We start from the raw sequence: 11,848 nt of genomic DNA on the forward strand, positions 1-11,848 counted from the left end.
TGTAAAATATATTTTTGAGAACATTTTAGAAATGGCGATTTTTGTTTAAAATCGCCATTTTCTTGTTTTATGTGCTAGAATAGCGAAAAAAGTGCATTTTATTTTTGAGGCACCTATTGACTTTTGGTTATTTTGATTATAAATTTTGAGAAGAAATTTGAGAACATTTTCGAGCGTGGTGGATTGAAATGACAAAATAAGGGATGGATGATATGGTTAAAACACAGAAAAACTGGTCTAGAACTCTTGCCGTAGGCGCAGCATTGGGCGCAGCCCTCGCAACTTCCGCGATTGCGGCCACGTCACCTGATTTTCCGCTGACGGGCTGGGCGACCCAAAACGGCAGCACCACTGGCGGAGCCAATTACGGCACAGTCACCGTTGACAACGTCAGCGATCTTAAAAGCTACGCCAAAGCGGGCAACAAAACAATCTACATCAAGCCTGGTACTTATGCAGGTACCGTGGAAGTCGGTAGCAACGTTACCCTTTACGGCTATCCTGGAGTCACAATCACTCAGCCGTCCAAAGGAAGCGGTATCAAGATTTCCGGCTCCAAGAACGTGATTCTTCGAAACATTTCTGTGCAAGGTGTTGGTGCGGTTGATGAAGATGATGAAGACTGCTTACAAATAAACCATGAAGCAAAAAACATTTGGATTGACCATGTTCATGTCTACGACGGGCACGACGGTAACATGGACATTGTAAACCAGTCTGATTATATTACAGTCTCGTGGAGCAAGTTTACCTACTCGTCCAAATCTAAGAACCATCAATTTTCCAATCTTTTCGGCAATAGTGATTCAAAAACCGCAGATGCTAACGCCTTGAAGATTACCGTACACCACAACTGGTGGGGTGATGGTGTAAAGGAACGTATGCCCCGCGTGAGATTTGGCCAGGTTCATGTGGTCAACAACCTCTACACAAGCTCTGCCGCAAGCTATTGCGTTCGTGCCGGCATGAAGGCAAACATCCGTGTCGAAAGCAATGTGTTCATCGGCGTAAAAAATCCTTTGGATTACAACAATCAGTCCAAAGAAGATGCCAAAGTTTCGATGATTAACAACTATTACGAAAAGACCTCCGGCAACACAACAGGCCAAGGAACTGCGTTCACGCCGCCATACCAAATGAGCGTTACCGACGTGAGCACGCAGGCCAAGGCTTACGCGCTCCGCGATTCCATCCAGGCTTACGCTGGCCCAACGCTCCCGGCTCCGGGTAGCTCGCAGGTGACACCGGTTTCTTCTTCAAGTATTGTGGTGGCATCCAGTTCTTCGCAGGCGAAGTCCAGCAGCAGCGTTGTGCTTGCATCGAGTTCTTCTGCCAAGTCCAGCTCGTCGCAGACGCCTGTCGCGGGCGAGGCTAGCCTCACCAAGCACGGCTCGGGCAGCGCAAATCAGGAAGTGGCCCAAGGCGCCTCCATCGTGGAATTCTACTACACGATTGACGGTGCTACCGGTGCAACGGTAACGGGACTTCCGCAGGGTGTAACGGGCACGCTCAAGGGCCTTGACTACTACATTTCGGGCACGGTGGCATCTACTGCCGCGGCGGGTGCATACAAATTCACCGTCACCACGACGGGTGCTACGACAAATGTGTCTAAGAGTGGAACGATTACCGTAACGGGCGGCGGCAATATCGAACCGAAGTCCAGCTCTAGCGAAACGGCCGCCGTCTCTTCGAGCAGTGAAAAGTTGTCGAGCTCCAGCGAAGTGGCAGAACCGTCTAGCTCTTCTGAAACGGCGCAGGGCATTCAAGCTATCGTGCTGACTCGCGTAAATCTCTCGGTCTCTGGCAACGAACTTTCGATCATGGGCGCCATGGCGAAGCCGATTACTGTCTTCGATATGCAGGGCCGCTTGATCTACAGGAATTTCTCCACCAGCAATCAACATGCGGTAACGCTCCCTGGCGCGGGCGGCTACCTGGTGCGCGTGGGCTCCGAGAGCCACACTGTTCGAATTCGATAGTGACCTCCTAACCAAACCATAAGCCAGTTTGCAACTAAATGCAGACTGGCTTTTTTTTAAAGATACTATCTTTGTAATGTATGGCTTTAGACACTTCAAAAACGTATCCGTTGCTCCCTCTGAGGGACGCTGTTGTATTTCCGCACACGACCCGCCGCATTTTGGTCGGCAGGGATATTTCTTTGCGCGCTCTTGAATATGCTGAATCGCACGATGGACAAATCATTCTTTCGGCTCAGAAGAATATCGAGCAAGAAGAACTTGAAAACCCGATGCTCGACCTTTACTCGGTGGGCATTCTCGCACACGTAAGCAATGTAATGCCCTTCCCGAATGGTTGCGTGAAGGTGGTGCTCGAGGGGGACTGCGTGGTGGATTTGCGTTCCATCACGACTAAGGACAACTTCTTGATGGTGACTGTTTCGGCTCACAAGCCCGCGATTACGGATGCCGACAAGAGCCCGCGCTTTGAAACGGTTCTGACCCAGTTCAAGGAATATTCCCTGCACAGGAATATTTCGGAAGGCATGGTAGATGCCCTGTTTACCATGGACAGCCAGATTAACGCTTTTTATGGCATGATTCCGTTCTTGCAGATTTCGATGGACGAACGCCAGCGCTTGCTCGAAATCGGTGAAATCGATGAACTTGCGGAACGTCTGGTCGAAATCATGCAGGTGGCGGCCGATACCGACACCATGATGGTCAAGGTACAGCAGAACGTACGCCAGAAAATGGCTCAGCAGCAAAAGGAATGGTTCATTAGCGAACAGATTCGCCAGCTGCAAGATGAACTCGATGGCGAAAACGGAAATTCCTCTGAACCGGATCAGCTGCTCAAGAAAATCAAGGCGAAAAAGTTCTCGGCCGCGATTCAAGAAAAGCTTGAAGATGAAATTGGCCGCATGAAGCTGATGCAGCCGACGTCTCCGGAATATGCCGTGAGTCGCAACTATTTGGACTGGTTCCTGACGCTCCCGTATGGCGAATACACCGATACCGTTCTCAACATGAAGAAGGTGAAGAGCGAACTCGATTCCAAGCACTTTGGCCTCGACAAGGTCAAGGAACGCATTATGGAATACGTGGCAGTGCTCAAACTGACGGGTACTGAACGCCGCGCTCCGATTCTTTGCTTGGTTGGTCCTCCGGGCGTGGGCAAGACGACGCTTGTGGAGTCGATTGCGAATGCCATGCAGCGAAACTTTGTGCGTATTACTCTTGGTGGCGTGCGTGACGAAGCCGAAATTCGTGGCCACCGCCGTACCTACATCGGTGCCATGCCGGGTCGCTTTATCCAGGCGCTTCGCCGAGCCAAGTGCATGAATCCGATTATCCTGCTCGATGAAATCGACAAGATGGCAAGCGACTTCCGCGGTGACCCCGCCAGTGCCATGCTCGAAGTTTTGGACCCCGAGCAGAACCACGACTTTACCGACCACTTTATGGAAGTGGGGCTTGACTTAAGCCGCGTGCTGTTTATCGCGACGGCGAACAACGAGGCCGAAATTCCGGAAGCCCTACGAGACCGTCTCGAAATGGTGCGCCTGCCCGGCTACTATCCGCACGAAAAGTTGCAGATTGCAAGCAAGTACCTGGTGCCGCGCATTTGCGAACGCACGGGCATCGAAAACGGCAAGGATGTCGCTTTTGACGACGGCATCATTTCGAAGGTGATTCGCGAATGGACGCGTGAAGCGGGCGTGCGTGAACTGGAACGCACCCTCGAAAATGTAGTGCGTCACCGTGCAAAAGACAAGGTGATGGGCAAGAAGTACAAAACCGAAGTCAACGAAAAGACTTTGCAGGATTACTTGGGTGCTCCGCGTTACCTCGACAACCAGCTGCCTGCAGCGGGCCGCCCGGGTGTAATCGTTGGCCTTGCGTGGACAAGCGTCGGTGGCGAAATTCTGCCCATCGAATGTATGCTGTTGCCGGGCAAGGGAACGCTACTCATGACGGGTAAGCTTGGCGACGTGATGAAGGAATCGGCTCAGATTGCCTTGAGCCTTGTGCGCGAACGCCTGAGCCGCTTTGGCATTGACCCGAATATCGTGAAAAAGACGGACATCCATATTCACGTGCCCGAAGGCGCTGTGCCCAAAGATGGTCCCTCTGCGGGTATTGCCCTCACGCTCTGCTTGCTCAGTGCGTTTACCAAGCAGCCGGTTTCGCCCGAAATCGCCTTCACTGGCGAGGTGAGCCTCACGGGCGCATGCCTTGCGATTGGTGGCCTGAACGAGAAGGCTTTGGCTGCACTCCAGGCCGGCGTAAAGACCTTGCGACTCCCCGCGCAGAACCAGAAGGACGTGAACGAACTCCCAGCACCTGCGAAGAAGGGCCTCAAGATTTACACGCACAAGCACATCGACGAAATCATCAAGGTGCTGTTCAAGGAAACGAAGGCCAAATCGTAATAACTTGATTGCTGTCTACTTCCAACATCCAACTTCCTACTGTCTACTTCTAACTTCCTACTGTTACTATGGAATTCACACTCGAAGAAATGCGTGAGCACCTTGCTGCTCTCGAAGCAAGGATTGCCGAAGCCTGCAAGATTGCGGGCCGTAGCCGCGACTCGGTAAAGCTTGTTTGGGTGAGCAAGTTCCACCCAGCAGAAGCTGTGGAAAATGCGATTGCGCTCGGTGCCACCGATTTCGGTGAAAACCGCGTGCAAGAAGCCGAACTCAAGTTCTCCGAACCGCGTATTGCAAAAGACGGAAACCGCGTGCGTTGCCACGTGATTGGCCCCGTGCAGAGCAACAAGCTCAAGAAGGCGGCGATTGTCGCTGATTGCATCCATTCTATCGCGAGCATCGAGGCGGTGGAAAAACTGGAACGCGTCTGCGCGGCACTCCCCGGAGAGAATGGCGCGGGCAAGATTCTCGATATCCTTTTCCAGGTGAACGCCGGCGAAGAAGAAACCAAGAGTGGGCTCGACGTGCACGAGGCCGAGGCGTTCCTTGCTGATCTAGAAAATCGTGCGGGCGCAGCCACTGCCGACGGCAAGAGCGAAAACTTCCCGCATTTGCGTTTCCGCGGGCTCATGACCATCGGCAAGAATACCGGTGTCGCCGAAGACAGCCGTGAATGCTTCGCGTTCCTCCGTAACTTGCAGCAAAAGTTCTTGGCCAAGGGTGGCGTTTTCGCGAACTTTGACCAGCTTTCGATGGGCATGACGGGTGACCTTGAAGTTGCTATTGAAGAAGGCTCTACCATGATTCGCGTGGGCACGGCCCTCTTTGGCGAACGCGACTACAGTAAACCGGTCAATGATCCTGTCTAGAGTCAAAAGACGCTCTTTTGGGGCGTAAAAATGTCATCCCGGGTTTGACCCGGGATCTTTTTTTTATATAGATTTCTTACTAAGAAACAGAAAGGAGTAAAATATGACTATTGGAATTGTTGCCGGCATTGTCGTGGTGGTGCTAATCGCCTGGTTCATTTCGATGTATAATGGACTTGTAAAACTTCGCAATAACCGTGAAAATGCATTCGCAAATATCGATGTGCAACTCAAGCAGCGTTTTGATTTGGTGCCGCAGCTGGTGAGCACTGTCAAGGGCTACGCCACTCACGAAAAAGAAACTCTTGACAAGGTGACTTCTGCTCGTGCCGCGGCCATGAACGCAACAACCGTCGACGAAAAGGTTCAGGCTGACAAGGCGCTTTCTGGTGCACTCGCAGGACTCCGCATTTCGCTGGAAGCTTACCCTGAACTCAAGGCCAACCAGAACTTCTTGCAGCTGCAGAACGAACTTGCCGATATCGAAAACAAGCTCTCTGCCGCCCGCCGCTTCTTCAATTCTACCACTCGCGAATTGAACAACGCCTGCGAAGTATTCCCGAGCAACATTGTTGCTGGCATGTTCGGCTTCAAGCGTGCCGCCATGTACGAGGCCACCGAAAGCCGCGAAGACCTGAACAAAGCACCCGAGGTGAAGTTCTAGAGGTATGAGCGGTGAGGTCGGGCTACGCCCTTTGGGGGCGGCTTGCGATGCAATGCTTTGTGTTAAAGCAACCTGCCTTCGATGCAGTTCTGAAAACCTCATGCCTCAAAGGGAACCCTGGAGCGTAGCGATAGGGGGACCGTGCTCACACCTCAAAGCACCGAAGGTGCGACCTGTATGAAATACGTCGGACTCCAAACCCAGATTTGGCGGAACAACCGCAACAGCATCTTGCTGCTGTGCCTGTTTCCCGTTATTATCCTGGCGATGGTGTTCGTAGTCATTTTGAGTCTTGACTATTTCGGTGTGCTTTGCCCGATTGTCGAAGGCGGGTGCCCCGAAGGCCATGCCACCTACATGAAATACGGCATTTTGCACTGGCCCGAAGTATGGGACGCCTTTAAGACGGTGTTGCCTTATACGCTCCAGATTGTGGGCGTGTGGTTCATTATCGCCTATTGCGCGAATACCGCCATTATACGCCATGCAACGCATGCGAAACCCCTTGAGCGCAAGGATAACCTGCGCGTCTACAACATTGTCGAGAACCTCTGCATTGCAGGCGGAATCGAGATGCCGCAGATTAACATCGTCGAGGATAACGGCCTGAACGCGTTTGCGAGCGGAATCGACATTCCCTCGTTCACGATTACGCTCACGACCGGACTTATAGACAAATTAAACGATGCGGAACTCGCCGCCGTCGTGGGTCATGAACTCACGCATATCAAGAACCGCGACACGCGACTCATGGTGGTGTGCATCGTGTTCGTGGGAATTTTTTCGACCATTCAGATGGTGTCGATGAAGCTGCTGTCGGCAATGTTCCGCGGCCCCCGCAATCATTCCCGCAGCAGGCGCGGCGGGGGAAGCGGCGGAGTTATCATCATCTTTGTGCTGATTCTTGTTTTGATCTGGAGCACAATCGGCTACATTTTCAGCTGGCTCACGCGCCTAGCCATTTCGCGTTCCCGCGAGTACGTGGCCGATGCGGGCGGCGCCGAACTCTGTGGCGACCCGTGGGCGCTCGCTTCTGCCCTGCAAAAAATTTCGGACTATCCGGGCCTCGACACCGTGCGCCGTAGCGACGTGGCGCAGCTCTACATCATCCACCCCGACGAAGAATTCGATAACGACATGAAACTCAAGGGAATCATCGCGAAGGCGAACATCATGTTCTGCACCCACCCCGACACGCCCGAGAGAATTCGGTTGTTGAAGCAGTTCTAGATTAAATGCAAACTCCTTCCTCGATTTTTATGCTCCGGATGGTGTCAATATCTTCTGGACCTCGTGAATGGGCGGATTGTGCCGGGTTCCACAGAAAGGACAGTGCTGCATTGTTTTTACGAGAAACTTAGGCAGTTCACTGTTGACTTTTCGTTTAACATTTTGTATATTACAAAATGTTGAATGGAGGTGCCTATGGAAAATCCCTTTGTTTTGCGCCCTTACGAAAGTGCTGAGCTTTTTTGCGATCGCGAAAAAGAAACACGGGATATTATAGACGATTTGGAAAACGGCGTCAATGTGACGCTGATTTCTCCGCGTCGTTATGGCAAAACAGGGCTGGTCTACCATGTTTTTGATGAATTTGCCAAAAAGCGCCCCTCCATGACGCTCTGTTATTGCGACATTTACTCGGCAGACAATCTGGAGGACTTTGTCAAGCTCCTTTCGGAATCCATTGTGGCTAATGTGAAGGCCGAGCCTACTTTGAAGAAGTTCTTCTCATTTTTTTCGGGAATTCGTCCATTGGTGTCGTATGATCCTGTTTCGGGTTCGCCACAGGTAAGCATTACGTACCAAAATGAGGGACAGAAACTTTCTACGCTCAAAAGTATTTTTGATTTCCTAGGTTCCCAGAAGAAGACGTTTGTCATTGCATTTGATGAATTCCAAATTATCCGCAATTTTAAGGGAGTGAATATGGAGGCGCTGTTGCGCACCTATATCCAGCCGCTTAAAAATGTGCGCTTCGTGTTTTGCGGAAGCCAAAAGCATATTATGACGGATATGTTTGTGAACGAAAAAAGCCCGTTCTACGAAAGTACGCATATTGTTTATCTCGATAAAATCCAGCCGGATGTTTATGGCTCGTTTATCAAGAAACTGTTTGGTATGGGGAGCCGACGCATTGATGATGATGCTCTTGAGTTTATCTTGGAGTGGACCCGTTGCCATACGTTTTATGTGCAGTATCTATGCCATCGTTTGTTCCGTGATGGTGGCAAGAAAATCACTTTGGCCGATGTTCGTCAGTCTTGTGCTGAAATCATGCGCGAGGGAATGAATGGGTTCCTGGAACGCCGTAACTTGCTGACGGATAAACAGTGGCAGTTCTTGAAGGCAGTCGCTAAGGAGGGCTCCGTTGCCCAACCTACGGCGGGAAGTTTCTTGAACAAATATAAGCTGGGAACCGCAGCAGCCGTCAAGCGAATTGTCACGTCGCTTGTGGAAAAGGAGCTTTTGCTTGAAACACTCTCGCTAGAGGGCAAAAGCTACTGCGTTTACAATGTATTTTTAAGTCGTTGGCTGGAGTCTAATTAACATTTTGTAATATACAAAATGTTAATTGACGATGTTTACGCTCATTGGGCGTTCTTCTTTTCCCGCTTAATCTGCTTTAATTGCGCGAGTCTTTCGCCGAGTTGCTTTTCCTTGCCGTAGGGCTTGGGCTGGTAAATCTCGGTGCCTTCGAGTTGCTTGGGCAGATGTTCTTGAGCGGAGTAAGCGCCGGGGCTGTCGTGATCGTACTGGTAGTCGATTCCGTAGCCCAACTTTTCGCCGACCTTCGTGACCGAATTGCGGAAGGCGCGTGGTACAGGGAGAGTGCCTGTCTGCTTCACGATTGAGTCGGCCTTCATTCCTGCGAGTTCCACGCTGTTGCTCTTGGGCGCAAGCGAAAGGTAGATGGCGAGTTCGTCGAGGGCGATGAGTCCTTCGGGGATTCCCATGAAGTCGTAGGCCTCTCGTGCCGAAGTGGCGAGCAGTAATGCGTTCGGGTCGGCAAGGCCGATGTCTTCCATGCTCATGCGCATGAGTCTGCGCAGAATGAAGCGCGGGTCTTCGCCACCTTGCAGCATACGGTGCAGCCAGTAAAGAGCCGCGTCGGGGTCCGAACCGCGAACGGACTTATGCAAAGCGGAAATTAAATTGTAATGCTCTTCGCCGCTCTTGTCGTAGCGCAGGGGCTTCTTGTACTGGAATTCTTCCAGGAGCTTTTCGTCGATGACTTTTTTGTCGCCTAGATTCTTGCCGATCCATTCAATCTGATTCAGCAGGAATCGTGCATCGCCATCGGACTGTGCGATTAACTTGTCTACAACAGCTTCTTCGACTTCCACATCCTTCAGCTGCAGGCCGCGAGGATGGTCGCGGAGCGCGCTAAAAATCAGCGTGCGCAAGTCTTCTTTGCTCAAGGGCGCAAATAGAATCAGCTGGCAGCGGCTAAGTAGCGCGCTGTTGACCTCGAACCCCGGGTTCTCGGTGGTGGCGCCTATGAGCGTCACCGTGCCGTCCTCGACGGCACCCAACAGCGCATCCTGCTGTCCCTTGTTAAAGCGGTGGATTTCGTCGATAAAGAGGATCGTGTCCTTGAACATCGCCTTCATCTTGCGGGCATCCGCTAGGACTTCCTTGACTTCCTTGACGCCGCTGGCCACAGCCGAAAGTGCCACGAACGCCTTCTTGGTGTGCTGGCGAATCACGTGGGCGAGGCTCGTCTTTCCGCAGCCCGGCGGGCCCCAGAAAATCATGCTCGGCACGCTGTCGTTTTCGAGACTCTTGCGCAACAGGCTCTGCTCGCCCAGAATCTTGTTCTGGCCTAAGAACTCATCGAGGTTCCTCGGGCGTAATCTTTCTGCGAGCGGCTGGTCCATCTTGTTACTCGGTTACAAATTCAAACTTGCTAAAGCCGCTGGGCAGTTCGCGGGTGGGCCTGCCGTTTTTGGTCATGCAATGCAGTGTAGAACCCAGGGTGCAAAGGTTGCCGTTCACAAATACTTTGTATTCAAAGCGGACCTTGAGGCCTTCGCGAATCATCGAGGTTTCGACATCTACGAAATCGCCGTAGCGGGTGGGTTGCTTGAACTTGACATTGAGCTCAAGGACGGGGGCTCCGAAACCTTCGGCTTCCATGTCGGCGTAGCTTGCGCCTGCGGTGCGGAAATATTCGGTACGGGCCTGTTCGAACCACACGGCATAAACGGAGTGGTGGACAATTCCCATCTGGTCGGTTTCCGCGTAGCGGACTTCGATATGGGCGGTGTGCTTGTAGGTGCAAATTTCCATGCCCAAAATATATAAAACTCGTCAAATTAACTTGTTGCCAATGCCGAAAAAAAGACTATATTGTAGAGCATAATATTGAGGAGGATTAATGAAAGCGATTTCTATGGTCAACTTTTTCAAGATGGGTGTAATGTTCGCCCTTTTTATGTTTGGGGCTTGTTCTACGGAAGAATCGGATGGCTGGCTTGAACGCCCTGACAATTTTGGCGAAAGCTTGTACGAACGTCATTTAAAGAAGGGAACCAGTGCGGCCTTTGAATGCACGGTCTATTCCCGTGATAACCATGTTACGCTAGAAATGAACCTGGACTTGGTGGTGTATCAGTCCGAACTGAGCGCCGTGTACGATGTGGAAGTGGGGGAACCCACCTATTACTATGTCGATTTGGCGCTCACGGGCATGTTCCAGGACGAAGCGCCGGATTTTTGCGAAGGTATAAAGAAATCGGTAGATGGCATGAAGACGTCTTGCTCGAAATCCTCTGTAAAGGGCAAGGCCAAATTGGCTGATGTGAGCGCGGCTGCGTCGTCTTTAATGCTTGGTAATATGGTGACGGCGTTAAAGAGCCAGTGTGATGATTTCTACGATGCTTATAAGGAGCAGATGGCCGAGTTTCCCGGAAGGTGGAGTTACGGCGATGGTTCTGAGGTTACTGAACCGGCCCTGCTCTGTGATGTCAACGTTTCTGCCGACACTCTTTATATGAATGTCGACTATTCGACGAGGTCTATGTCTATGGTAGTTACCCATTATAACTATAATGGCGCGCCTACAGGATCGTTTATGGTTTTGGAATCCTATGCTGGTGTTTCCCCGGATACGCTTGCAAAGGTTTGCAACGCCTATCGTCAAGAATCCGATATTTCTGGCGTATATTGCGAAGGTTCGACCATATCTTACTTGGCTCCCGAAGCGCAGGAAGGTCAGATTTTGACCCTCGAAGACATGGCCGTAGTCTATAAAAAGGAAGTTTGCCCGGGCCTTTTAGACGGTTCACTCAGCATGGAAGACTTGTGGTTTAACGACTAATCTATAACTAGTTGTTATTGAATACTTTAGACCTCTTTTCCTCGGAAAGGGGGTTCTTTTTTGGCCTTTCAAAACTATTCACAATCTATTCACACTCTTTTATCTAGTATGTAGACAGATTTATTGAAAAAAATGAAAAATTTTTGCTTTTTTTGACGATTTTCGTTGACAAAACCCAATAAAACTTATTAAATTTGGCTCACTCCTATGTTCAGTAATGAAACTAGGGTGTGCCAAAGTAGCTCAGCTGGTAGAGCAGCTGATTTGTAATCAGCCGGTCGTAGGTTCGATTCCTATCTTTGGCTTAGACATAATGGGTCGTTGCCCGAGTGGTTAAAGGGGACGGACTGTAAATCCGTTGGCTTACGCCTACCGTGGTTCGAAACCACGACGGCCCACGATAAAACGCCTGCTGAAGCAGAGAGCGCTTCAGCAGGCTATTAAGCCCAGGTAGCTCAGTGGTAGAGCACTTCCTTGGTAAGGAAGAGGTCTCGGGTCCGACTCCCGATCTGGGCTCTCACTAATTGGAGATAGAATCATGGCAAAAGAACATTTTGACAGAAGCAAGCCGCACTGCAACATCGGCACCATCG

At 51.0% G+C, this 11,848-nt stretch carries 9 protein-coding genes and 3 tRNA genes; 10 read left to right on the forward strand and 2 right to left on the reverse strand.

The genetic code is table 11. From position 1 onward, the window contains the following. Nucleotides 1–212: 212 nt before the first annotated feature. The 6 genes from B7988_RS13840 to B7988_RS13865 all read left to right on the forward strand — a co-directional run bounded on the left by B7988_RS13840 (nucleotide 213) and on the right by B7988_RS13865 (nucleotide 8,482). On the forward strand, nucleotides 213–1,982 hold the full coding sequence (locus tag B7988_RS13840) for a pectate lyase (RefSeq protein ID WP_073323010.1): 1,770 nt from the start codon (nucleotides 213–215) through the stop codon (nucleotides 1,980–1,982). 80 nt (nucleotides 1,983–2,062) lie between these two features. Further along, nucleotides 2,063–4,399: an endopeptidase La gene (gene lon, locus B7988_RS13845; RefSeq protein WP_088658343.1), complete on the forward strand. Its 2,337-nt coding sequence runs from the start codon at nucleotides 2,063–2,065 to the stop codon at nucleotides 4,397–4,399. Nucleotides 4,400–4,467: 68 nt separating this feature from the next. Beyond that, on the forward strand, nucleotides 4,468–5,268 hold the full coding sequence (locus B7988_RS13850) for a YggS family pyridoxal phosphate-dependent enzyme (protein ID WP_088658344.1): 801 nt from the start codon (nucleotides 4,468–4,470) through the stop codon (nucleotides 5,266–5,268). Between the two features lie 103 nt (nucleotides 5,269–5,371). Further along, a complete protein-coding gene (locus B7988_RS13855; protein WP_088658345.1) occupies nucleotides 5,372–5,932 on the forward strand; it encodes a LemA family protein in 561 nt (186 codons plus the stop codon). A 177-nt stretch (nucleotides 5,933–6,109) separates the two neighbouring features. After that, nucleotides 6,110–7,162, forward strand: a complete 1,053-nt coding sequence (locus tag B7988_RS13860; RefSeq protein ID WP_088658346.1) for a M48 family metallopeptidase — start codon at nucleotides 6,110–6,112, stop codon at nucleotides 7,160–7,162. Nucleotides 7,163–7,357: 195 nt separating this feature from the next. Then, nucleotides 7,358–8,482, forward strand: a complete 1,125-nt coding sequence (locus B7988_RS13865; protein ID WP_088658347.1) for an ATP-binding protein — start codon at nucleotides 7,358–7,360, stop codon at nucleotides 8,480–8,482. Nucleotides 8,483–8,523: 41 nt separating this feature from the next. Here B7988_RS13865 and B7988_RS13870 read toward each other — a convergent pair whose 3' ends face one another. After that, nucleotides 8,524–9,813: a replication-associated recombination protein A gene (locus B7988_RS13870; protein ID WP_088658348.1), complete on the reverse strand. Its 1,290-nt coding sequence runs from the start codon at nucleotides 9,811–9,813 to the stop codon at nucleotides 8,524–8,526. A 4-nt stretch (nucleotides 9,814–9,817) separates the two neighbouring features. Continuing rightward, entirely contained in the window at nucleotides 9,818–10,225 is a 408-nt protein-coding gene (locus tag B7988_RS13875; protein WP_073322883.1) for a thioesterase family protein, read from the reverse strand. 88 nt (nucleotides 10,226–10,313) lie between these two features. Here B7988_RS13875 and B7988_RS13880 point away from each other — a divergent pair, with 88 nt between their 5' ends. The 4 genes from B7988_RS13880 (at nucleotide 10,314) to B7988_RS13895 (ending at nucleotide 11,771) form a co-directional block, all read left to right on the forward strand. After that, a complete protein-coding gene (locus tag B7988_RS13880; RefSeq protein WP_141225686.1) occupies nucleotides 10,314–11,255 on the forward strand; it encodes a hypothetical protein in 942 nt (313 codons plus the stop codon). Between the two features lie 232 nt (nucleotides 11,256–11,487). Further along, nucleotides 11,488–11,560, forward strand: a tRNA-Thr gene (locus tag B7988_RS13885). A gap of 10 nt (nucleotides 11,561–11,570) precedes the next feature. Next, nucleotides 11,571–11,653 (forward strand) — tRNA-Tyr (locus B7988_RS13890). 46 nt (nucleotides 11,654–11,699) lie between these two features. Further along, nucleotides 11,700–11,771, forward strand: a tRNA-Thr gene (locus tag B7988_RS13895). The last annotated feature ends 77 nt before the right edge of the window (nucleotides 11,772–11,848 follow it).

Origin of the sequence: Fibrobacter sp. UWB1 (assembly GCF_002210325.1) — a bacterium.
In the GTDB taxonomy this organism is placed as follows: Bacteria; Fibrobacterota; Fibrobacteria; order Fibrobacterales; family Fibrobacteraceae; genus Fibrobacter.